We start from the raw sequence: 21,187 nt of genomic DNA, 5'->3' as shown, positions 1-21,187 counted from the left end.
CGAAGTTGACATGTCAGATAAAAAATATCAAGCTATCTGACATTAGGAGATTCGAATGAGCGACGGTCCGCATAAAAGCTTGCCTCTGCGCAACGGATACCAACGTGTTGCTGCCTGGGCGTTCAAGCCCGCTTTCAGCATAACCCAGGTCGGCGAAGCGGCCGAGGTGGCGCTCCTGCGTGATGTCGCGATCGAGGTTACTCCAACGATAAAATCTCTTGTCGGCATCGTTGACGGGCAAGACCTTTTGAGCCTGGCATCCTCAATGCATGACCAGCTCGATCGCATGCGGGTCGATCCGGCGGTCGACACGTTAGCGGCCAACGCCGTGGAAGGAGCTCAGATGGCGCTTCGGGACGGGTACGGTGGAATTGTTGCTCTAGAAAAAGGGATAGCTTCCGCTTTGGCTGAACGCCTCGCTGCTGTAGGCCGCGCCATGGAGGAGCACTATCTGGTGAAGGCTGGCCCAGGCGCGTGCCAGCAGATGCGCCGACGAATGAACGAAACGATCACGCAAATGACGAATAGCGGGACTTTCGACCGTATGGCCAAATCCATTCTGGGCGATCGCTCCGTCAATGTTGCACGAACGCCGACTGTTCACGATGGCCTGGATCAGGGGGTTCCGCTTTGAGCACCATACCAGCAGATGCACCTTCGATCCGAGTTGCTGTCATTGAGCCAGGGCGTAAACCCGACCAGGGGTGGCACTCTGCGGAAATTGGCAAGGCGATCGTTTTTAAGACTAAAGATTTGGATGATTATCGGACGAAAAACTGGGATAGTCGCGTTTACGATGCCATGCTCTTAATTGCCGCTGTCGAATATTGCGATAAAGCGTTGAAACGATCTGGCCTTCGATGGTCGCGGCGATTTGATCTACTCCTGCCGGTGCACGACCTGGCGCACTGGCAGAATCCCGATATTGCCAGCGCGATCGTTGGCGCACTGAAATTTTTGACCGGTGACGATTGGAACATCACGTTTACGGCTGCTTCGATCGAAGTCGATCACGACTTTGGTCAGCAAAGCCTGTTAGAGTGGGGAGATCCGGGCCGCACGATAACGCCTTTTAGCGACGGTCTCGATTCGCGGGCGATGTCGGCCATCCTGGGCGCTAAAGGGCGTGCCGACAGATTGATACGGGTCCGGGTCGGCTCCAAAGCCGATGACCGTCCTCTCCGTGACCGGAAGAAAGTCCCGTTTGTGAATATCCCGTTTTCCGTCAACATGCGGCACGGGGACGGAATCAGGGAGTCGTCCGTTCGGACCCGAGGGTTCAAATTTTCTCTATTGAGCGCGTTGGCCGCTTATCTTGTTGGAACGCACGACGTCGCAATGCCAGAAAGCGGCCAGGGCGCCTTGGGTCCGACGCTTGTCCCGACGAGCCACGGCTACGAGGATTATCGCAACCATCCGCGGTTCCTTCGCAAAATGGAGGACGTTGTCCATGCAATCTTCCAGCATCGTGTCTCCTTCCGGCTACCCCAGCTGTGGAACACGAAAGGACAAACCCTTGCAGAGTTCGCGGCGCTCGAAACCGATCCCGATGAGTGGAACAAGACTCGATCGTGTTGGCAGCAGAGCCGGAATTCCTCGTTTGACGGAAAACGCCGGCATTGTGGGATCTGCGCAGCATGCATGTTGCGTAGGCTTAGCTTTCATTCTGCCGGTATCAGCGAGCCGAAAGAGAACTACATTTGGGAAGATCTTAGCGCCGGTAAATTTGCCGATGGCGCCGTAAGAGGGTTTACCAAAGTGACGCGGGCGATGCAGCGCTACGGCATAGCTGGAGCGTTGCATCTTGATCATCTCGCCGAAATGCGCTTTTCCCCGGTGCATCAGCCACGCGTGAAACGAAGTGCATGGCAGCTTGCAGACCATCTGCAGATATCGACAGGCGAGGCCGAAGAGCGACTTTTTGGCCTCCTGGAACAGCATGAAAGAGAATGGAAGGCGTTTATGAAGGATCTTGGGCCAAAATCATTCGTCGCCCAATGGCTGGCGTGATCGATATGAGTGAAGGTCACGACCAACTCAATCCAGAGCAACTGGGGGAACGACTTCGCGTTGCGCGAGAGTCCGCAGCGAAAACCCAGGCGGACGCTGCTAACTTAATCGGCGTTGCCCGTACAACTCTCGTTGCCATGGAGAAAGGCGCGCGGCGGGTAAAGATCGGCGAGCTTCAACAGCTCGCTCGCTTTTACGGCACCAGTGCCAATGCGATCCTGCGCAAGGAGGCCGTCCACGTCGAGCTCACCCCCAAATTTCGGAAGCTTGCCGACCACGAAGAAGCCGTCGTCTCAAAAGCAGCAGAACTGATGGCGGATCTTGTTCGGGCCGATGTCGAATTGGAAACGCTTCTCGGCATTCCCCATGTTCGTAATCTGCCGCCTGAGCGTGCCATCCTCGCTGGCGATGTTCGCCAGCAGGCTGAGCAGCATGCCTTGGAACTCCGTCACTGGTTGGGGCTAGGGCTCGCTCCGGTTGCTGACATCGGTGCCGTCCTAGAATTACAAATGGGTGTGCGGCTTTATGTTCGTCGTCTGCCTGCGAAGATCTCTGGACTCTTCGCATACGAGGAATCCGTGGGCGCTTGCATTCTCTTAAACTCAAGCCATCCCCTCGATCGGCGCACGCAAACGGCAGCCCACGAGCTTGGGCACCTCGTTGCAACGCGGACTCAGCCTGAGGTCAATGAGATCGACGAGTTGGAAAGCTCGCGAGAAGAGAAGTATGCGAACGCATTTGCGCGAGGGTTCCTCACCCCAGCCCAAGCGGTCCGCCAGAAATTTGAGGAGGTCACGGCTGGCGCATCGAGCCTGACTCGGCGCCATGTTATCGTTCTCGCTCATTTCTTCCACGTTTCCCGAGAGGCCATGGTGCGGCGCCTGGAGGAGTTGCAACTGACCAAGCGTGGAACTTGGGACTGGTTTCAAGCGAACGGCAACATCACGGATGACCATGTTAGGCAGGTTCTCGGTGATGCAGTCAAAAATGATCGCATGAAGGATGAGGCAGCTTTGCCGGTCCCGCTCAAGACTGGGCTTATGGCTTATCAAGCGGCAAAGCGCGGTCTGTTGAGTGAGGGCCAGATCGCTCGGATGCTACACATGGATCGCGTCAAAGTGCGTGACATCCTCGGCGATATCGATACCGAAGAAAGCGGGGCCAATGCGGCAACCTCTATTCTCCGGTAATGTCTCGGCTCATATCGTGGTCGATACGAGCGTGATCATCAACCTTAATGCAACTGGACGAGCGGGCGATATCGTGCGCGCCTTCGGAGTAAAGCTTCGGGCATCCGATGTCGTCCGCGACGAGCTTCTCGCCGACCGATTTAGCGCACGCAACGACGCAGAAATGGCCGCGGCGCTCGTGAGCCAAGAACTGCTTGAATTCGTCGAATTTGACGATGAGGGTGAGCGGATCTTTGCGAGCCTTGTTAGTGGCAGTGCCGCAGAGACGCTCGATGACGGTGAAGCTGCAACGCTGGCGGTGGGCAAAGTATCAGGGAATACCGTTGTGATAGACGAGCGGAAAGCTCTGAGGATCGCAGCGGAGCGGTATGCCGGCATGCATATTATCGCCACTGCAGACATACTCTGTTCTGAGCGTGTGGTGACAAAGCTAGGCGCGGAACAAGTCGGAGATTTAATCTTCAACAGCTTGATGGGGGCGAGAATGTTTGTTCCAGAAAGACATCACGGCTTGATAGTCGATCTCCTCGGTCCGCGTGCCATCGATTGCCATAGTCTTCCTGCGGCACTGCGCCAGGCGGCCAGGCAAGCGGGCTGAGAAAGCAGGAGGCTGGTGATGCATAGGTCTCACGTAAGCCGCGCGACCCTACCATCTTCACGGAGGCTTGGTTATGATCTGCTATTTCCAGGGGTGCAATGAAACAGGCGTAACCAAGGAACATATCCCCCCACGGTCGTTTTTTCCTGAAGACGAGAGGCATCAGCTTCTGACGGTGAAGGCGTGCAAGACCCATAACAACGACAAATCGACGAACGACCTATACGTTCTCGCCCAGATCTGTATGCATTCATCTCCAAGCAATCGTGCGCGCGAGGTTTTTCTGGATCGCGTTGCGCCACAGCTCTCCCACAATAATGATGCTTTGAGGCGACTTCTCTCAAAGGGAGCGGTTCAGGTCCCGGGAGGGGTTTTGTATCCTGTTGACCAGGCTCGTTTCGATGAGTTTTTCACCGCCTTGTGCTGTGGTCTCGTCTACAAATCCCAGAAGGCACAATTGCCGCCGAACTACCGCATCAGCCACATTTATCACCAGCTTCTGGACAATGGCAGCGCTGAATGGAAGCAGTTGGTAGCCGCGGTTGATGAATTCTATGGCGCAAAACCCGAGACGGTGCTGGATTTCGGCAGACCCGACGCGCAAAATGAACGGATCTACACCGTTGAAATTTACGGTGTTCCGCATTTCGGGGGTAGCATTACGATCGTGCACCGCTTCTTTGGCGTGTTCAAAGTTACGTCGATGCTCACGCGGCTTGTTGAGCGCTGAGAGGGATGCAGGTCCGCCAGCTTTAAGTCCTATACATCACTGGCCGATCCTCGGCTTCACGCCACGCATCCCAGCCACCTCAATTGGCCTAGTCAGGACGCCCGATCACCACGGTCCGGCCAGCATGTCGGTTAGCTTTGCACCATTCCGCGTTGATCTCGGCTGCGGAATTGCTAGTCTGGCGTTTATAGGGAAGGGGGCTTTCCATGAAGATTATACTCGCGACCTCCATTGCCGCATTGGGGCTGTTGCTTGGCTGCGGTAGCGCCTCTGCGATAACGTTCTGCCAAACCGGCATGATCGGAACTGCTTTACCGGTAATTTCGGGTTGGTCGACATTCCAGGCGATCCAGACCACAAGCTGCTTGAGGCAGATTTCGGCTATATCGATGCCGAGGGCGTGGGTTGGCAGACCAACAAGGCAACCAAGACCGACGGGGCATCAATCCCGCCGCTACTGCAACCTTTCGTGGGATCTCCATGGGAAGATGGCTATATCCGGGCCGCGGTGATCCATGACTGGTACTGTGATCGCCACGTCCGGACCTGGAAACAGACGCATCGCGTTTTCTATGATGCGATGCTCGCAAGCGGATTACAAAAGGCGAAAGCCAAGCTTCTGTTTTACGCAGTTTATGCGTTTGGTCCGCGTTGGGGCTATCTTGTTCCAGGACAGTCCTGTGCGGCAGGAAGCAATTGCATCCAGATGACGGGAAAGGAAGCGGCATTCGTTCAACTGCCCGGCGAGTTGCAAGATCAGTCTGGAGCAGGGGAGTTGAGGGCGATTGCAGCGGCGATCGACCTCAAAGAGGATAGTGCGGATGCGTTGACCCTTGATCAGCTGATGGCGATCGCCGATCAGGCCCATCCAAAACAATCGCTGAAAGATGAAAAGCCGCCTGCCAGCGGAGGCGTAACAAAGTGATACTCAGCGCGCTGGCGAAATGGATGGAACGCCAATGATTGTCGATGTCAATGAACGGCGGAAGGCGCTAATCGCCCTTCATGGCCTACATAACGTCGACAAGGCCTATACGATTTTTTACGACGAGACCAATAATCATCGCCGCGTCCATGTTCGCGAAAATGGCCTCAATATTCATGAGCCAACATGCTTTGTCATCGGCGGCATAGCTTATTGTGGGCCAGAGCGGATATTCGATCTGAAACACTTGCGGAAGATTCTGCAGGTGCAGGACACCGCGCCGGAGATCAAACTCAAGCATGTCGCAACTGGCGACCTTCTTAAGATGCTCACGAGCCGGAAGTTGGAAACTTTCCTCCGCTGGATCCTTGATCAAGGTCTGTTTGTCCATTTCTCGGTAGTCGACCCCCTCTACTGGAGCATCGTCGACATTGTCGATTCGATATTATCGAACGATGAGGCTGCTCATCTTATCCCCTATGAGCGGCACCTGAAGAACGATTTGTTCACGATCCTCCGGCATGACATTGAGGGGTTGATCGATCTCTTTCAACGTTATGCTTACCCAGACGTTGGGAAGGAGCGGAGGCGGGAGTTTATCGAAGAGCTTTTAGTCCTTGCCGAAGCGCGCTCCGAGCTGCTCGATCATTTCAACTACATGATGTTGAAGGGCGTTTGGGAAATGGCTTGGAACGCCGAGTCGCTCCCTTTTGTCGAGGACGAGACACCGAACGTGCTGATCGACAGTTTCGGCAGCTTTTTCATTGAACGCCTCTACATTCTCAAGAATGCTTCCCACATTCTGGATGTCGAAGAACTCATCATCGACTATCTCAAAGACGTGCGCTTCCTCGACGGAAACAAGGAGCTAGATCACTTCAGGTTTGCAAACTCGCGGGATGAGCCCGGCATTCAAATCTCCGATGTCGTGGCCGGTTTCCTGGGGAAATATTTCTCATTCATCTGCGCAACTGACGACGACACACTAGGAGAAAACCGTCACACTTTGACACCGCAACAGGAAACAAATCTATCTCTTCTGCATGAGCTGCTTGAGCGCTCCAATGACGAAAACCTGGTCTTCGCTCATGCGGTTATGAGCAACCGCGACAGGATGATGGCTGAGGCGTTTCGTGAGCCGAATAGATTGGTCGAAGACGAAGTATGAGCTAGGGAGTGGGCTCTAAAGGCTGAAGTCCAGCTGCTGTTGCTCCCTGCCAGTCAGATCACTTGTCAATGATGAGAGTGTGACACCCAATAGACGCACAGATCTTTTGAATGGATACACCGTTGCAAGCAAGTCCGTCGCGATACGAAGGACATCGAGACTGCCCCGAACAGGAACAATGCTCGTCTTGCTGCGGGTAGCCTGGGAGAAGTCTGAGAACTTGATCTTCACCGTGACGGTCTTGCCGCTAAAACCCTTCGCCTCACAGTACCCCCAGACCTTCTCTGCCAACGGTTTCAGCTCGCCAGTTGCCAGATCAAGGTCGTCGATGTCCTGCGTAAAGGTATCCTCGGCGCCGACGGATTTTCGGACGCGGTCGGGCCGGACCTCACGGTTATCGATGCCACGGGCGACGCCATAGAAATAGGGTCCGGACTTGCCGAAATGCTGGCTAAGAAATGCCAGCGATTGCGCCTTTAGATCCGCCCCCATCTCTATCCCGAGCCGATGCATTTTTTCGGCCGTGACCGGTCCAACACCATAGAACTTCTTGACGGCGAGCTGCTCGACAAAAGCCGCCCCATTCTTCGGTGTAATCACTGCCTGACCATTTGGCTTGTTGAGGTCGGACGCCATCTTCGCGAGGAACTTGTTATAGGAGATCCCGGCCGAAGCGTTGAGTCCTGTTTCGGCCTTGATCCTCCCCCGAATTTCCAGCGCGATTTCTGTGGCGATCGGTATGCCCTTTAGGTTTTCCGTCACGTCTAGATAAGCCTCGTCCAGTGACAATGGCTCGATCAACGGCGTGTACTCGGCAAAGATTTCCCGAATCTGCTGCGACACGGCCCGATAGACCTCAAACCTTGGCTTCACGAAAATTAGATCGGGGCACCTGCGCACTGCCGTAACTGACGGCATGGCGGAATGTACCCCAAACTTGCGGGCCTCGTAGCTTGCAGCCGCCACGACGCCGCGGGCGGCGGCTCCACCCACGGCCAGCGGCTTGCCACGCAGTTCTGGATTATCCCGCTGTTCGACAGATGCGTAGAAGGCATCCATATCTATATGGATGATTTTTCTGACCTGGGCCGTGCTATTCATAGTACCAAATACCGACGAGCCGTTTTTCCATTTAGAACGAAAAGAGAACATAACTGTTTTACGGAAAATCGCAACTGGCTCTGCGTGGCGCAGCAGATTGAAGGCAGATTGCCCCAGCTGGCGCTGGCTGGCTCGCTTGCCTCTCTGGATTTCGAAACGATCGACGAGCCGTACGGTCCGCGTGATGAAATTGCGCATACTTGGGCAAGCGGTATCGAGGGCACCAAGGTGTTCCAGGTAGAAGATACTGGCGGTGCGACCTTCCTTCGCAGAAAGCCTTTACTGAAAATTAAAAGTGACGAGGAGCCTCAGGAAGCTGAGACTGAAGCGCTGGATGAGAATCCAGTTCAGCCTCCTGCTTCAGAAACCAATGCAGTTTCGGCCGAGATGCAGATTGATCTGTTGAGGATTGGCAGCAATTGACACATCGCTGCTGCCTTTGTGCGAATCTGATGTAGGCAGGCCCACCGTTTGGGGGCGCGCGTTCAGCTGAATTTACGCAATTTAAGCATGTAGCCACTACGAAAATCGCAAAGAACGCCGTTCTAGCGACGCCCAACACGCCGACGTCGGTAACTTGGTCTGGTAACAAGCAAATGGTTTTGAAAAGCAAGCTGACAACAGTCAAAAAAGTACCATCCCTCTACAAATACGTCACACTTGACCGTGCTCTTTCAATTTTGAAAAGCGGTGAAATTCGAATGACGCAACCGCGGTTCTTGAACGACCCTCATGAGCTCTGCGTCGAAGTGAACGGGCTCAGTGTAAAAAAACATTTCTATGATCACCTTCTGGGCAGGGGGTATTCGCCGGAAGAGGCGAACGATATTTCCAGCCGAAATTTGATCGGAATGGTCATCGATCAGGTGGACGACATCAGGTCACGCCGTGAAGAGTATGGTGTTCTGTCGCTCGCAGATTCTTTGGAAAACATGCTGCTCTGGGCCCACTATGCAAACGAGCACCGCGGCGCAGTCATCGAGATCGATGTCGGCCAACTCGTTGTCGCGGGTGCCGACCTCGAGTTCCAATATCTTGGTCAGGTCGAGTATTGCGCCAAGCGAGTAGACTTCTACGGTGAGCGGCTACCAGTTTGGAGCACCTTATTCTTCAAAAGCGAAGCTTGGGCGTACGAGCGAGAATGGCGCCTTATAAGATCCCTCAAAGATCTGCGGCAGAAGGTCGAGGATGTCTATGTGATCGACATACCCGCGACTGCCATTAAGACGGTAACCTTTGGCGCTCGTGCGTTTGGACCGACCGAAGAAGAGGCGATCAAGCACATTCAGAGCACTCACGAACTTGCGCATGTCGTTGTTCAAAAGGCATCTTTCAGCAGCCGCCTTGTGGGGCTCGAAATCCAAACCGGTCGCGACTTTGCCTGGAGAATTCTTCATGGGCAACATCACTTCGGAGACAACTGGCGCGAATTTCGCCAGTGGGTAGATATGGAATCACTTGAGCAGGCCGAAAAGACGAGCCTTGCTGGAGCGTGACCCAGTTGATGGGCAGAAGTAAGCGCGGGCGAGGTTATGTTCCCAATTCGACACGGAGGCTGCCCGTGATGAGGATTGTAGAATATTTTCAGGCATTTGACTTCGCGGAATGTCGGGTCGTTGGTTCAGCTCCCTTCAAGAGCGGGAGACTGGCAATAGCGCCGCGAATGATCTGACCTCTGCTGAGGAGACTAATTGCCATCTCCAGCAGAGCGATCCAGGGTAAAACTCATGGTGTCGCTTATCTTGCCGAGGGTTCCGTCTTTGCGGAAGCGCCTGCCAGAGACAACAAACGTAACTCGTTTCTCAGTAGAATAGAGCGACATTGACTCGGCTGAGATACGCGTGAGCGCCCCGTTCTGCTGTGACGCGACGATGTCGCCAGGCCTGACGCCGAGAACGGCCTGCGCCAGCTGTGACCGCTCGACCTCGATTTGTTGTTCCCAGCGCTCCAGATCAGTTTCAATATGGGCAAATGCTTCGCGGGCGGCCTGAAACGGGCGTTCTGATCCAAACCAGATCCTGTCAGCCATGGCCAAGGTCTCGTTTGGAACCGACCTGTCCAGGGCATAAGCTGCGTTGGTGATCATTTCGAAGATCCGCTCGGCCTCATTGAGTGCCTGCAAACGCGCCAGATAGGGTTTGACTTTCGCTTCGGAAATGGCGGGTGGTAGTACCTTGTCCTCCTCTCCATCCAGGAAGTCGATCGGCATAACGTCACGCAATTTGATCTTGCTTGTGAAGTGTCGCTCCGGTGGGTTTTCCTCGCGCCACGACCGCCGATACCATTCTATCCAGGCCGCGTCTGGCGAAATGCATAGGTAGCTATTCAGAATGAAATCTGATTCCGGCTGATAGAGATGCGTGCTCGACCACGCATGGTCCGCGGCCGACAGCGGTTGCACTAGGTGGCTAAGATTTTGATCCCGTGCGATCCGCGCAAGCGTTGCAATTCTGGTCTGAAGTTCTGCCGTCCACCTGACGAATACGATCGGACCTGCAGCCGAAAAAGAATGGCGCTTGCCTTCTGTCTCGAAAGCCAGCAATTGCGGACGGGCAAGAGGCATCAGTCGCTCGACGAGCTTGCCGATGCTTGCCCTGACCGACGTCCCCCATTTGACGGCAACCCGACCACTCTCCGCCCACTTCTGTGCTTGCCCCTGGATCAAAAGCAGCGTCTGGGCGGCGATATCCTGATCAAGGTTCGAGATATGTTTCAGGCGGGAGGTATCGACCTGATGTTCGATGCCGCGTCTGCGAAGTTCCTCTAGTGCTGCATTGAGAAATTTCGATTGAAGTTCAGTGAAATGTCCGGCGGTGCGGGCTTGTAGCGCGCTTTTCCGCTTCGCTTCCAATTCCTCTCGAAATGCTTTCAGGGCCGGGCGCCGCGGCATCTGGCCGGCCTCCACACGCGCCCAATATCCCCGCGGGGGCTTGGGAACCTGCAGTTTCTCGCAAAGCTTTCCGACTGCGACGTCGGATATGCCGAGCTCGTTGGCGATCTCGCTGGTCGGGCGCTCCCATACCAATGCGAAAAGCTCTTCTCTCGACAGCTCGCGTCTTGCCATCCGAGGCCCTCCAGGCAGCTATCAGGCTTCAGCGTTTGCCTTGCCACAGATGGCAGCACACCGTTCAAGCAACTCGTCGAACGTCTCGGCGTTCTCAAAGAGGAGACCGTCCGCTATCATGCTGGAGTAGTCTTCCTCGAGGGCTTTCCGTCCCTCGCCGGCAGGCGTCAGCATCAGGTTGCCGTTTACGGCCGCCTCGTAGTCAATTGACGATCGATCGGCGGCTTTCTCGGCGAAGAAAATCGACTTATGCGTTGCGACGGCGCTTGCCAGTCCGCGGTCGGCTATCGCGCTGTCCGCCAGGCCAATGTCGTCGAGGCGCACGATGTCGTGCCAATGGCGCGAAAAGCGATCGCCCCGGAGCCGCTCCTGCAGGCAAAAGACATGGATAGCAGTTGCCTTCTCCCAGAACGTCCGCTCGGCGTGCATTACCCTCGGTTTGGCCGTCGGAAAGTCGACTCCATCAATGAGACCGGCTGCATCACATGCGATGTCTCGAACGCTGGCCGGCTCGCCCGTCGCCCTGGCTCCAAACTCCAGCATGACGCTGGGCGCGACATAGCCAGATCCTGAACCGACCGCCTGGTAGTCGATGTAGAGCTTGTCGGCCTCAATACGGATCTCTGCGGAAAGGGACTGCTTCTGGAGTTCACCGGCGATGACAGGCGCAACCGTGTCAGCTACCCAGATCGGTAGTCGCCGGCGCACCTCGCTCGACCAGCGCTTCTCCTCGCTCCGGGATTTCGGGAGCGCTTCTTCTTTGTCCCCGACAAGATCAGGGGCAAGCGCGCGGATGTCGTATGTGAGGTCGACGTCTTCGGAGAATCGTCGAATGGCGCTGTAGGCCTTCGAAAGCGAAGTCCCGCCCTTGAAGACAAGGCTCTCGCCGAGCGAGGTGGCGTATAGCGTTCGAAGCGCCCAGACCACCCAGACGTCCTTTTCGAGCAAGTGGACCGGACGTTTCGATCGATCTGACGCAATGGCGAGAATCTCTCGCTTGTCCTCGGCCGAGAGCTGCAGGAATTGATCAGCCATGCGCTGCCTTTCCGACGCTTCGAGCGAGCCAGGTCGGAAACTGCGATGCTGCAGCAACAAGCTCGTTGAACGCCTCGGGGGGCAGTTTCCGCCTGATGTTCACGAGGGCCTCGTCCGCTCGCTCCGGCCCCAGCCAGGCGAGCGCGCGTACAGCGACGCCGGCCGGCCGGCTGGCGAGGGACAACTGCCAGCGAGGGACATGCTTAAGCTCGACCTTTTGGCTTCCGACGTTCATTGTCCGGCTGCGCCCGGAGGTCAGGTAGATGGAGCGAACCGGAACCTGCGTCGTGAGCCCCAGGGCATTGGCGGCGGCCGCTCCATTCGAAACGATGACTTCGCCACGTTGATGTGCGACGGCCTCTACCGCTTGCTCGACAGTCGGCGGTCTGGTCCCGAACCGGGTTTTGATGGCTTTCATGTAGATCCCACGCCCAGTCCTGATCAGTTCTCCACGCTCACTCAGGCGCGACAAGGCCTGGTCTACTGCGGCCCGGTTTCCGAGATGCAGGAGGCTTTTCGCGGACAGTGCTGTGCCTTCCGGCAACTGCTCGGCATAGCTGAGGATTTGAGATGTCAGTCGTTGCATTGGCGTTTCTCCTGTCAGAAATATATGTAAGTTTCTGACACTTTACAAGCGGCTCCAACGATGCATTTGGCCCAGGAGTGACCATGGCGATATGCGAAACGTCCAGTGCTCTTGTTTTCTCATTGCTCAGCCAGTGTCTGGCAGAGTTCGCCGACCCTCAATAAAGGACTGCCGAAGGGGCGACACGGTATCCTCGGTTTCGCTTTTGTCGGAGAAGATCGAGAAAAGCCGCAACTGCATCTCGCTCGCTGGCAAAATGCTGGACCTTCATCTGGCCGTGCACTCCGATCCGGCCCCAACGGCGCGTCAGGCAGATCTCGCCGAATAGACCAGGCTCGATAGCCATCGCATAGTAACGAGCCATGTTGCGGGCTTTGTCTGTGCGCTCAACGTAGAGCTGGTAGGGTTGAGTGAGCATGGCAGCATACTCGCCCGTCCGTCGGATTCCGTCCAAAGAGAGATATGAATCGATTTCGTCTGACCGATTCATTTTCGTGAAGTTCTGTTGAAACCCATGGGCGGTCCGCCTGCGGCGTGTAGCTCTATTCGCTAACGCGAACGAAGCTCTAGGTCACCGCTCATACCGGTCCGATCTTCCCGCAGTGGTGAAAAGGTCCGCCTCCCTCCTGCTCCAGTACCTCGCACGCCGCTGGAGCCGAATTATTCGGTCTGCCAAGCTATTTGTCCTCGTCTCGCAGCGGGCTTCCAGGAAATTGCATCGCCTCGATTAGAACCGCATGCGCCTCCTTGATCAAGATGAGATCACGATCCCATTGACCTTCCGGGCCACCGGTAAACTTCTCTCCGTGGATGTAGCTGTTTCGGACCCGGCATACGCCGTTGATGATGACTTGCGCAACGTTGGTTAGTCGGGCCGGCTGTTCTGGCGACCAGGACATGTCCGATAAAAGTCGACGTGGCGGGTTTCGGACGAGTGTCGTGGCAATTTCCTTATCGATGACGTGGTCGAAGAAGGGTTTTCCGAGAGATTGGGCGAATAGATCCCAGTCTGCTTCGGCAGCTTCACGATTTTTCCGCAAGAAGCCGGATCGTTTCAGGGCATATTCAGTGGCGCGAAAGTCGCGGGCGAATTCTTCGGCAGCTGTGTAGGGGTTGCTCATGGCGCTCGCTTGCAATGATCGCAGCTTCGGGATTGCGCTATAAAAGTTTACAGATTTTGATATTGCGTCAATCGAGCGAAAAATGGAAATCGCGGTTGCAACGTAGACTTTCGCGAGGAGAACAGGTGCGGTCCAGGATAATTGCTTTCGAGATGCTGCACCTGGTGCCGTCGTACAATCGCGAGCAGCGAGAAGACGCAGCTGTGCTGGACGAAGGTGAATGGCTGGATCTACCGATGGAAGCGCCGACGATTGGTCCTGTCCGTGAGCACGCCACCCGTCTGGTCAATGAACTCGAACGAGCTCTGACGGAAGAAAACTGGCGGCCGGACGGGAAATTTGATCCGACCCAATTCGCAGGATTCTGGACATTTGGCCGGGTGGAGCAGCGTGTCCCGGCGCGCAAGATCCATCGCGGGTATCTCCAGCCCGTTCGGAACTTTCCCGTCGTTGAACGGGTCCCAGAACTCGTCCTGGCCTTTCTCACGAAAATCCCCGGATGGAATGATTACGTGAAGCGCGAAAATCATCCCGGGGTCGGTTGGCATTATCACTACCTGCTCGATCCCAGGACACGCTCAGATGCGCTTCTGGCTTGGGACACCAGATGGCAACGGCCTTCAGGATCTCCCTCTGCGTTGCATCCGTTATTCGGTGAGAAGCATGGGGAAGGAAAAGCAGATGTACACGCGAAGCCTTGGCTCTGGGGAGACAAGAAAAAGAAGTCGATGTACGAAGTATGTGTCCGGGATTTGCTCAAATGGAAGATCGATGAGTTTCGATGCGCATCCGCTCACGCCGATCCAGTCTGGCCAACGACAGGCAGCGTAACCCCAATGCCCTCGATCATAGCAGGCTCAGGTCCTTCTTCGGGAAAGAAAAAGAAACGATCGTGATTTCGCACATCATGGTCTTCATGCTGACGCGACCATAAAATCATCCGAGTTATTCGCGGTTTTCGGGCGCGCCGGAAGCTTGTCGATATCCCAGTCGACGAGGACAACTTAATCCGACACTATTCGTTGTCATTGTCGGACCGCTTGGAGATCGAACTGGGGAGACGTAATCACAATCGGCTCGGATTGCCATCCAGCTATATCTAATGCGATACCCGGGCCGAGTTCTTGGAGCAGAAGAAACTCCGCCTCGTGCCATGCTGAGATATGTTGCTGATCAGATCGGCGCCGCTCCAGACGAATTTGCCCTTTATGCACGTCGTGAAGAAACCCGTCGGGATTGTATGGCGCGGCTAATGCTCTATCTGGATACGAGATGCGCGACGCTGCAAGATCGCCGCGCTGCACTATTGGCGGCAATTCAAGTGGCGACCTTGTGCGACGACGGTGCTGCGATAGCCAGCTCGGCTGTCGCCGCAGTTCGCGAACGTGGAGCTTTTCTGCCGGCGATCGACACGATCGAACGCATCGGCCTTGCCGGCCGTGCCATAGCCTGGCGATGGGCAGAAAGAACTCTGGATAGGCTGTTGGCGGACGGCCCGTCGATCGGCCAGACGCGCTTTCATTGGTTGCGCTCGCCGGCTGCGTCGAACCTCGGCGGGCTGACCGAGCGGATAGCTTTTCTGCGGCGGCTGGAGATCGATCGAAAACGGCAGGCGCGCGTGTCATCGGGACGGTGGGACCAGATGATCTGGGAGGGCAACGCAACGCCGGCCTGGCTTGCCAACGACTTCAACGCCAGCCGTCGCCACGCTCTGATCGTGGCTCAGGTCAACAAGCTTAGCCAGAAGCTCACTGACGATGCGGTGACGATGTTCATCAAGCTGATGGGCAAGTTGTTCTCGCAAGCCAACAATCGAAAGAAGCAGCGCCAGATGGACTGCAGAGCGACCACCGCCAAAGCGCTGCGCATGTCTCTAGATACGATCACCGCCCAGCCCATCGGCCTTCCCCCCGGATCTGCGGGCTCAACCGCTCGTGGGCGACGGCGGCGATCTGCATATGGCCTTCGTGCCGCCACTCCATGACCTTGAAGGGAAAACTCAGTGCGAGATCTGGGCAATCACCCTTGTCGAATTCGCATGGTCATGTTGTTCTACCCAGATGGTAATCGCCATAGGGGCATACTCGTCAGAAAAATAAATGAAGGGTTAGTAGGACTTCGCCGCGTACCAGTTCGCTGTGGCGCCGACCCCAAAGCTCATGGGGAGGTCGTCGTCCGTCACGTCACCGGCAGCGTCGGTCGATGGTTCGATCGTAGCGCCAAGGCGAGCTGCGACCCTTCGTCATCGTCGGCCGCATCGAGGGATGATAGCGTCACGCCTTTGCGCCTGTTTCGCTGACCCGAAATATTCCAGATGAAATCTGCAGGCTGTTTCGGCCAAAGTCTGTCCGGGGCACTCTGGGCACGCGACGATGCCTGAGGCATTCAGCATTTTATAGCAAGGAGGGAACCGTCAACGATCGCGGACGCCAGCCTTTCCTTCACGACCATAAGTTAGGAATGCCGCATTTACATTTCCCCTTTTGCAAGTATATTATGTACGGGGGGTGGGAGATGGCGTATTTCCGAAGCTGCGTTGTTCTTCTATTGCTATTAATTCTCTCGGGCTGCGCAAACGTTACTGTCCGAAGAGTAACGAGCGACAACCAGAGCGGACTGCGCTACTGGCGACCCGATAACTATTTTCTTTTGAGTGAAAACTTTAAAGACGGCATTACGTCCTGCGAGATTTCCATTGTAACGCTTCCGAACAGAACTGAAGAATACGCCGTTACTTTCACCCCCGGCTTCGGAAGCGTTAAAGCAACACCCACTTTGCATGACGGATGGCGCCTAGATTCACTTCAGGCCGATGCTGATTCGAAAACAAGCGAAAATCTTACAGCGATCGCGTCGCTCATAAAGAGTGCTTATCCAAATGGATTAGCCGGCGCGACGGCAGATTCCAAAACAGCCCGGCCAGCAATTGCCGGATGCAAGGGCCTCTACCGACTTCAATATAATCAAGCAGGTTTCATCGATCACGTTATCCCCGTGCGCTGGGACAAACTGATCTAAAAAGCTAGCTAGGGGAAGGAAGACAGATGTTGATTCTACGGGGATTCGCGGCTCTCTCCTTTGTGATACTCGCGTCGGCTTCGCATGCCGATGAACTCCTAGAACGTCTCCCTGCCGCTGCGGATGTGCCTCCAGCCGCTCGAGAGAGCATACAGGTACTTCAGGCGCTGCCCACGACAGAATCGGTCGAAATCGTGCGCGTCTCGCCGGAGTTTCTGCGTAGTTCGTCGGACCTGACCATTGCTCTCGATGAGCGCGACATTCTTAGTCTCGAGAAGACAGCTTCTGCAGAGACCGCCGATAAGCAATATGTCTGGAGTGGAACCACGCCTGCTGCGCTGGCGATGGGAGGCGGTATCGAGGGTGCCGCAACTATCGCGGTCAACGATGGCAAAGTCTCGGCAAGCATCCGCACCTCCGAGGGCGTGTTTCGTCTGCAACCCCTCGCTGACGGCCTCCATGCGCTCATTAAGATCAAGCAAAGTGGATTTCCCGCTGAGCATCCGAATTCCGCTCCCAGTCCCCGTGACCAACAGCGCGACATCAACAGGTCGGAGCTACGGAAAGCTGGCGACGACAGCATCGCTGAAATCTCTGTGCTTGTTGCAGCAACCACAGCGGCGGCTGCAAAGATCGATCTCCAAGGGTTTGCCCAGCTCGCAGTGAATGTGTCAAACGAGTCATTCAATAACTCGGGCATCCACGCCAAGTTTAAACTGGCAGGAACTTACGTAAGCAACTACAAGGAGGCTGGCAGCCATGAAGCCGACCTTGCACACCTCGCTGATGGTACCGACGGCGTGCTTGATGATATCACAAAAGAACGTGATTCACTTTCGGCTGATGTCGTTGTCCTGCTTACCAACGACGACTCCTACTGCGGATTGGCTCGCGACATCTTCGCGAATTCATCAAATGCATTTGCTACCGTTTATTGGCTGTGCGCTGTTGATAACCTCTCGTTTCCTCATGAGATAGGTCATCTACTAGGCGCTTGTCACAATCCGGAGGTCAATCCCGATTGTTCACCATTCGCCTATGGACATGGATTCCTTGACGCTGGCAAACGAATGAGAACGGTTATGGCTTACGATTGCCTAAACCATGATTGTCCAAGGACGACCCAGTGGGCCCGCCCACCGGTTTGGGGTGACGACAGTGTGAGCTATGACGCTAAGGTTATCGAGGAGACGTCTCCGAGGGCGGCACAATTTAGGTGAAGCCATGGCGAGAGCACTTTGGCTCCTTACTCTACTGGTCTTGATATCAGTGATGGGCACAGTGTCGGCAGCTTTCGCCGCAGCAGGCAGTCTGTCCGAAACTACTACGCGGTTGGTTGAAACCGGCGGCTCGACGTCGACGTTTGACAACTTGATCGAAAGCGTTGGCGATCAAGTCCTCAAAGGAACGCGATATAGTGGCCGCGTCCGTATCAATCTTCCACCCAAGAGAGGCTATCTCAATTTCTTCATGCTCCGCCGCGCCGCTTTGCGAAAGACTTCTCTTTCGTCAGCTACTTGCAACTGCCACAGCATCCCCGATCAAGAAAGTATTATCTGCGACGCCGATTTCGTAAACAGTTTCATCGGATCGATTAACGTACCGGCTACAGAGGACGCAGGGTATGCGACAGTACTCACCTCCTTATATAGTAGCTTTCTTAGCTTATGGCTGCTCGGCCATGAGATGGGCCATATTGTTCTCCGCCATCAACTAAATGCACCAACGCTGGCATCCGACGCTGGTGAAAACTGGGGCCGCAATGAGGAATTCGAGGCGGACACGTTCGTGGCCTCGAGAATGGCACACCACTCAGAACAACAATCCGCATCCTTCTTCACGCTTAGCCAACTAGCAACCTCCCTTTACGCAAAGCTTGCCAAGCAACAGCATCCTCATGAATTCCAGGCTTTGGTTGATGACGGCAAGAATCCCGTCTTCGGCACGATGCTTGACGTCGTTGTCACTTGGCGACGTGACTGGCATCCACCGTGGTTTGTGCGGACGATCGATCTTTTTGACATCTTAAGGGTGCACTATCCAGGCATCGTCGACACAACAGGTTACTGGGAGGCGCTGCGTTCACGCATTAAAAAAGTAGAACTCCCCGATCGTCTATTAAGTCCTCCTGAATGGAAGTGCGCCGATACGATTATCGGAGCCGATGTAACTGAATTGCCCAATCACGACGTGGCGGCAGACTCGGAGTTCCTCGACCGACTAATTTACGAGACCGACTATATTTCCCTAAAGTCCTATACTGATTGGTTCGAACGCTCGGTTTCTGACGACGAGATCAACCCCGAGGCACGGCGCATCTATGTGTCTTTGATCGACGCGAACGGGAGGATGGCGTCGGGTGATGCAACAACTGCGAACCATGAACTAGCAGAGTCGAAGGGCCTTCTCGACAAAATTGCCGAACCCGAAATCTTTCTCACCGTAACCTATGCTCGCACCGCGGCACGTATAATCAGCGATCCAGTAGAGCGAAGGGCGAAGATAGCTCCCCTCAAGGCTTCTCTAGGCGCATTGGCGGAACGCGCCCCAGAAACTCGGTACGGCTCCTATCTGCTGCTCGACATCTGGGAGACCTTCGCACGCACTTATGGGTTTGATGATCCTGCTACCAAAGCAGTGTATGAAACAACTGTGGCCCGCCTTTCCAGCGGCGGATTTCTTCTCCTAAAGCAGGACTTCATCACGCGGTGGCAGATTATATTAAGCGAAGAACGGACATCCCCCTCTGAGGAAAGGATCAATCAGTTCATGGCTGTTGGGCAAGTTCTGGAAAAGTTCGATCGCCCCGCCGAAGCTGCCCGATACATGAAACAAGGCCTAGCCTCTCTTAGTGATATGAGCGAGGGGTCATGGCCATTCAGGGCTTATTGGAACGATCGCATCACCCGTCTTATGATGGAAATGCGGCTTGGTCCCGAAGCCGTCTACCATGCACAGCTTTCTTTCGCTTATCGACGCCAAGTGCTAGATCTCGCAAAGTCGGATTACCCGGACGCCGTCGAGCATTCGGCCCAGCAAATGGGGCTGGCATTAAATCAGCTTGGTTTTGCGCACATGATGAATTTTGCTTTCGTCAAAGCGATTCCCTGTTTGGAAGAAAGCCTGAAAATCGACGAAGCCCTGACCGATAGAGACCATCTTGAGGAGGGGACGGTTTGGCACAATCTCGCTACAAGTTACGTTTCGCTGGGAGACTTTCGAGGTTTGCAAGCAGCGAAAAGAGCGCTGGACTTGCGGACGGCAGGCAAGGCTGATCCGGTTGCTATCGAATATTCTAGGCAAGCATTCGCGGCTGCCAGCTACCTGAATGGAGACAAATTTTTGGCGGCTAGCCAACTGATCCAAGCTCAAGAGAAGCTCGACGAACTAAACGATTTCAGGCAGCCGAACGATGAAACACTCCAAATAATTGGCGGCAAGGAAGTGGCTGTGAATAAACTTATGGTTGGCCGAGCGCTCTCAAGTCCGGCAATGAACAAAATTATTTCTAAAACGGACGAGGGATACCGCGCACTCTTGAACGAGTGAGGGTTGATATCGACAGTCGGATATTACGTCGAATGAGGCAACCCATACTTAATGCCAATTTTTGAATCGGCGAAAATGTGTCTTTTCGTCTGAGCCTTGGCCCAGGCCATCAGTATCCATCCGAGGCGGGCCGCGGGACTTGGAGTCCCCCGCGTGATAGCGTAGCAGGATGAAGATCGATGAGGGCAAGATCGATGACGCGGTCCTGGCACTGTTAAGGCTACGCTTCACAACGAACGTTGCGCCTGGAAGGGATTTGACTGGGCGACGATGGACCGGTTGCATGAGAAGGGACTGATCTGTGATCCGGTTGAACTGATTGCGAAACTAAGATCCGAACCCGCTTTGACAAGATCGCCTGTGTTTCCACTCTCTCCATGAAGGCTACGTTGGTCAAAAGGCTGGCCCGGGGGGTGCACTATCGGGAGCACCTTACTACCCCAACAGCTCGTCCCTCTTCCAACGCACCCGCCAGCGCATCAAACATGATGTTGTGGCGTTTGTCCCACGCCGCCAAAAGTGCCTTTCTGGACGCGTTAAACCAGAAGGCGCTTCTCTGTGTTGCTGGACATGAGTTGCCAATATCACGGAGTTTAGGGCCGGGGCCGAACTCGCTGTATATTTCGCGGCGGATGCCCGCCGGTCGCGCCACCTGGCCTGTGAGTGCGTTCGGTTCTTCAACCTCCGACAGCGGTGCCAGATTTTTTGCTTGCGCATCAGCGTCAAGATCCTGAGAAGCGCCGATCCAAGCCGGGCGTGGCACCGTTATTCCATGCAAGAAAATGAAGTTGTGAGAGCCCGCGTCTTGTCCTCCCCCGGAACTTCCCGGCTCGATGATGTTCGCGGCGATTGGAAACGACAGCTGATTGGAACACCAGCTATAGGCGGTGACGCGGGATAGGCATTTCGTTCCCTTCGATTGGCACGCATTATCGATCCAGTCGGCGAGCATAGATGGGGGAATTATAGCTAGCCGCGCCCAGCCGTGCAGCCCGCCGTTTGCAGCGCGACAATCAAGATGAGACGAAGCGTCAATCAAGATGAGACTCTGCAGCAGCGGTGGAACGCAGAGAGGGCGTAGCCCGAACGGAG

At 55.2% G+C, this 21,187-nt stretch carries 20 protein-coding genes and 2 pseudogenes; 15 read left to right on the top strand and 7 right to left on the bottom strand.

Going from position 1 to position 21,187, the window contains the following annotated elements; translation table 11 throughout:
- Positions 1–55: 55 nt before the first annotated feature.
- The 7 genes from EV281_RS28165 to EV281_RS28135 all read left to right on the top strand — a co-directional run bounded on the left by EV281_RS28165 (position 56) and on the right by EV281_RS28135 (position 6,621).
- Positions 56–634: a hypothetical protein gene (locus EV281_RS28165; RefSeq protein WP_132657866.1), complete on the top strand. Its 579-nt coding sequence runs from the start codon at positions 56–58 to the stop codon at positions 632–634.
- Complete coding sequence (locus tag EV281_RS28160) at positions 631–2,010, top strand: 7-cyano-7-deazaguanine synthase (RefSeq protein ID WP_132657864.1); 1,380 nt, start codon at positions 631–633, stop codon at positions 2,008–2,010. Before EV281_RS28165 ends, EV281_RS28160 begins: the two co-directional genes overlap by 4 nt.
- 5 nt (positions 2,011–2,015) lie before the next feature.
- Entirely contained in the window at positions 2,016–3,200 is a 1,185-nt protein-coding gene (locus EV281_RS28155; RefSeq protein WP_132658046.1) for an XRE family transcriptional regulator, read from the top strand.
- A complete protein-coding gene (locus EV281_RS28150; protein WP_132657862.1) occupies positions 3,175–3,798 on the top strand; it encodes a hypothetical protein in 624 nt (207 codons plus the stop codon). The genes EV281_RS28155 and EV281_RS28150 overlap by 26 nt, the downstream gene beginning before the upstream one ends.
- Positions 3,799–3,871: 73 nt before the next feature.
- Positions 3,872–4,528 carry a hypothetical protein gene (locus EV281_RS28145; RefSeq protein ID WP_132657861.1) on the top strand — a complete coding sequence of 219 codons (657 nt, stop codon included), beginning with the start codon at positions 3,872–3,874 and terminating at the stop codon, positions 4,526–4,528.
- A 328-nt stretch (positions 4,529–4,856) separates the two neighbouring features.
- Positions 4,857–5,453 (top strand): DUF1353 domain-containing protein, encoded by a 597-nt coding sequence (locus EV281_RS28140; RefSeq protein WP_245508387.1) that lies wholly within the window; start codon positions 4,857–4,859, stop codon positions 5,451–5,453.
- Positions 5,454–5,487: 34 nt separating this feature from the next.
- Positions 5,488–6,621, top strand: a complete 1,134-nt coding sequence (locus tag EV281_RS28135; RefSeq protein ID WP_132657859.1) for a DUF3800 domain-containing protein — start codon at positions 5,488–5,490, stop codon at positions 6,619–6,621.
- Positions 6,622–6,636: 15 nt separating this feature from the next.
- On the opposite strand, the gene dinB is transcribed toward EV281_RS28135, so the two are convergent.
- Positions 6,637–7,722 carry a DNA polymerase IV gene (gene dinB / locus EV281_RS28130; RefSeq protein ID WP_132657857.1) on the bottom strand — a complete coding sequence of 362 codons (1,086 nt, stop codon included), beginning with the start codon at positions 7,720–7,722 and terminating at the stop codon, positions 6,637–6,639.
- Between dinB and EV281_RS28125 the strand changes: the two genes are divergently transcribed.
- A complete protein-coding gene (locus EV281_RS28125; RefSeq protein WP_132657856.1) occupies positions 7,687–8,145 on the top strand; it encodes a hypothetical protein in 459 nt (152 codons plus the stop codon). The two genes, dinB and EV281_RS28125, sit on opposite strands and share 36 nt — an antisense overlap.
- A gap of 173 nt (positions 8,146–8,318) precedes the next feature.
- A complete protein-coding gene (locus EV281_RS28120) occupies positions 8,319–9,218 on the top strand; it encodes a DUF2971 domain-containing protein (protein ID WP_132657854.1) in 900 nt (299 codons plus the stop codon).
- A gap of 191 nt (positions 9,219–9,409) precedes the next feature.
- Here the strand turns inward: EV281_RS28120 and EV281_RS28115 are convergent, their stop codons facing one another.
- From EV281_RS28115 to EV281_RS28095, 5 genes are all read right to left on the bottom strand, one after another.
- Complete coding sequence (locus EV281_RS28115) at positions 9,410–10,786, bottom strand: hypothetical protein (RefSeq protein ID WP_132657852.1); 1,377 nt, start codon at positions 10,784–10,786, stop codon at positions 9,410–9,412.
- Positions 10,787–10,807: 21 nt separating this feature from the next.
- Positions 10,808–11,821, bottom strand: coding sequence for a nucleotidyl transferase AbiEii/AbiGii toxin family protein (locus EV281_RS28110; protein ID WP_132657851.1), 1,014 nt, complete (start codon positions 11,819–11,821; stop codon positions 10,808–10,810).
- Entirely contained in the window at positions 11,814–12,407 is a 594-nt protein-coding gene (locus EV281_RS28105; protein ID WP_132657849.1) for a DUF6088 family protein, read from the bottom strand. Before EV281_RS28105 ends, EV281_RS28110 begins: the two co-directional genes overlap by 8 nt.
- Before the next feature lie 157 nt (positions 12,408–12,564).
- Positions 12,565–12,825, bottom strand: a complete 261-nt coding sequence (locus tag EV281_RS28100) for a WGR domain-containing protein (protein ID WP_165911987.1) — start codon at positions 12,823–12,825, stop codon at positions 12,565–12,567.
- A 259-nt stretch (positions 12,826–13,084) separates the two neighbouring features.
- Positions 13,085–13,543 carry a hypothetical protein gene (locus tag EV281_RS28095; protein WP_245508386.1) on the bottom strand — a complete coding sequence of 153 codons (459 nt, stop codon included), beginning with the start codon at positions 13,541–13,543 and terminating at the stop codon, positions 13,085–13,087.
- Here EV281_RS28095 and EV281_RS28090 point away from each other — a divergent pair.
- The 6 genes and pseudogenes from EV281_RS28090 to EV281_RS31875 all read left to right on the top strand — a co-directional run.
- Positions 13,543–14,424 (top strand): hypothetical protein, encoded by an 882-nt coding sequence (locus EV281_RS28090; protein ID WP_132657846.1) that lies wholly within the window; start codon positions 13,543–13,545, stop codon positions 14,422–14,424. The genes EV281_RS28095 and EV281_RS28090 overlap by 1 nt on opposite strands.
- 39 nt (positions 14,425–14,463) lie before the next feature.
- Positions 14,464–15,419: pseudogene (locus tag EV281_RS28085) on the top strand (DUF4158 domain-containing protein); the annotation flags it as partial.
- 623 nt (positions 15,420–16,042) lie between these two features.
- A complete protein-coding gene (locus EV281_RS28080) occupies positions 16,043–16,546 on the top strand; it encodes a hypothetical protein (protein ID WP_132657844.1) in 504 nt (167 codons plus the stop codon).
- A gap of 26 nt (positions 16,547–16,572) precedes the next feature.
- The gene (locus EV281_RS28075; protein ID WP_132657842.1) at positions 16,573–17,766 is read left to right on the top strand and encodes a M12 family metallo-peptidase; all 1,194 of its coding nucleotides are present in this window, start codon (positions 16,573–16,575) and stop codon (positions 17,764–17,766) included.
- Positions 17,767–17,770: 4 nt separating this feature from the next.
- The gene (locus EV281_RS28070) at positions 17,771–20,095 is read left to right on the top strand and encodes a tetratricopeptide repeat protein (RefSeq protein WP_132657840.1); all 2,325 of its coding nucleotides are present in this window, start codon (positions 17,771–17,773) and stop codon (positions 20,093–20,095) included.
- 169 nt (positions 20,096–20,264) lie between these two features.
- Positions 20,265–20,407, top strand: a pseudogene (locus EV281_RS31875) (DUF6429 family protein); the annotation flags it as partial.
- A 106-nt stretch (positions 20,408–20,513) separates the two neighbouring features.
- On the opposite strand, the gene EV281_RS31490 reads toward EV281_RS31875, so the two are convergent.
- Positions 20,514–21,187 (bottom strand): hypothetical protein (locus EV281_RS31490; RefSeq protein ID WP_207896906.1); only part of this gene is annotated, 674 nt, incomplete at its 5' end.

The organism is Rhizobium sp. BK418, assembly GCF_004341105.1.
Taxonomy (GTDB): domain Bacteria; phylum Pseudomonadota; class Alphaproteobacteria; order Rhizobiales; family Rhizobiaceae; genus Rhizobium.
This window is presented reverse-complemented; position numbering and strand designations above follow the sequence as displayed.

Bases quoted from the DNA above. Each gene is read 5' to 3' on its own strand.
- EV281_RS28100 (WP_165911987.1), bottom strand. From the start codon at position 12,825: ATGCTCACTCAACCCTACCAGCTCTACGTTGAGCGCACAGACAAAGCC.
- EV281_RS28125 (WP_132657856.1), top strand. From the start codon at position 7,687: ATGGATGATTTTTCTGACCTGGGCCGTGCTATTCATAGTACCAAATAC.
- EV281_RS28115 (WP_132657852.1), bottom strand. From the start codon at position 10,786: ATGGCAAGACGCGAGCTGTCGAGAGAAGAGCTTTTCGCATTGGTATGG.
- EV281_RS28120 (WP_132657854.1), top strand. From the start codon at position 8,319: ATGGTTTTGAAAAGCAAGCTGACAACAGTCAAAAAAGTACCATCCCTC.
- EV281_RS28075 (WP_132657842.1), top strand. From the start codon at position 16,573: ATGTTGATTCTACGGGGATTCGCGGCTCTCTCCTTTGTGATACTCGCG.
- EV281_RS28155 (WP_132658046.1), top strand. From the start codon at position 2,016: ATGAGTGAAGGTCACGACCAACTCAATCCAGAGCAACTGGGGGAACGA.
- dinB (WP_132657857.1), bottom strand. From the start codon at position 7,722: ATGAATAGCACGGCCCAGGTCAGAAAAATCATCCATATAGATATGGAT.
- EV281_RS28165 (WP_132657866.1), top strand. From the start codon at position 56: ATGAGCGACGGTCCGCATAAAAGCTTGCCTCTGCGCAACGGATACCAA.
- EV281_RS28070 (WP_132657840.1), top strand. From the start codon at position 17,771: ATGGCGAGAGCACTTTGGCTCCTTACTCTACTGGTCTTGATATCAGTG.
- EV281_RS28080 (WP_132657844.1), top strand. From the start codon at position 16,043: ATGGCGTATTTCCGAAGCTGCGTTGTTCTTCTATTGCTATTAATTCTC.
- EV281_RS28145 (WP_132657861.1), top strand. From the start codon at position 3,872: ATGATCTGCTATTTCCAGGGGTGCAATGAAACAGGCGTAACCAAGGAA.
- EV281_RS28135 (WP_132657859.1), top strand. From the start codon at position 5,488: ATGATTGTCGATGTCAATGAACGGCGGAAGGCGCTAATCGCCCTTCAT.
- EV281_RS28150 (WP_132657862.1), top strand. From the start codon at position 3,175: ATGCGGCAACCTCTATTCTCCGGTAATGTCTCGGCTCATATCGTGGTC.
- EV281_RS28090 (WP_132657846.1), top strand. From the start codon at position 13,543: ATGATCGCAGCTTCGGGATTGCGCTATAAAAGTTTACAGATTTTGATA.
- EV281_RS28110 (WP_132657851.1), bottom strand. From the start codon at position 11,821: ATGGCTGATCAATTCCTGCAGCTCTCGGCCGAGGACAAGCGAGAGATT.
- EV281_RS28105 (WP_132657849.1), bottom strand. From the start codon at position 12,407: ATGCAACGACTGACATCTCAAATCCTCAGCTATGCCGAGCAGTTGCCG.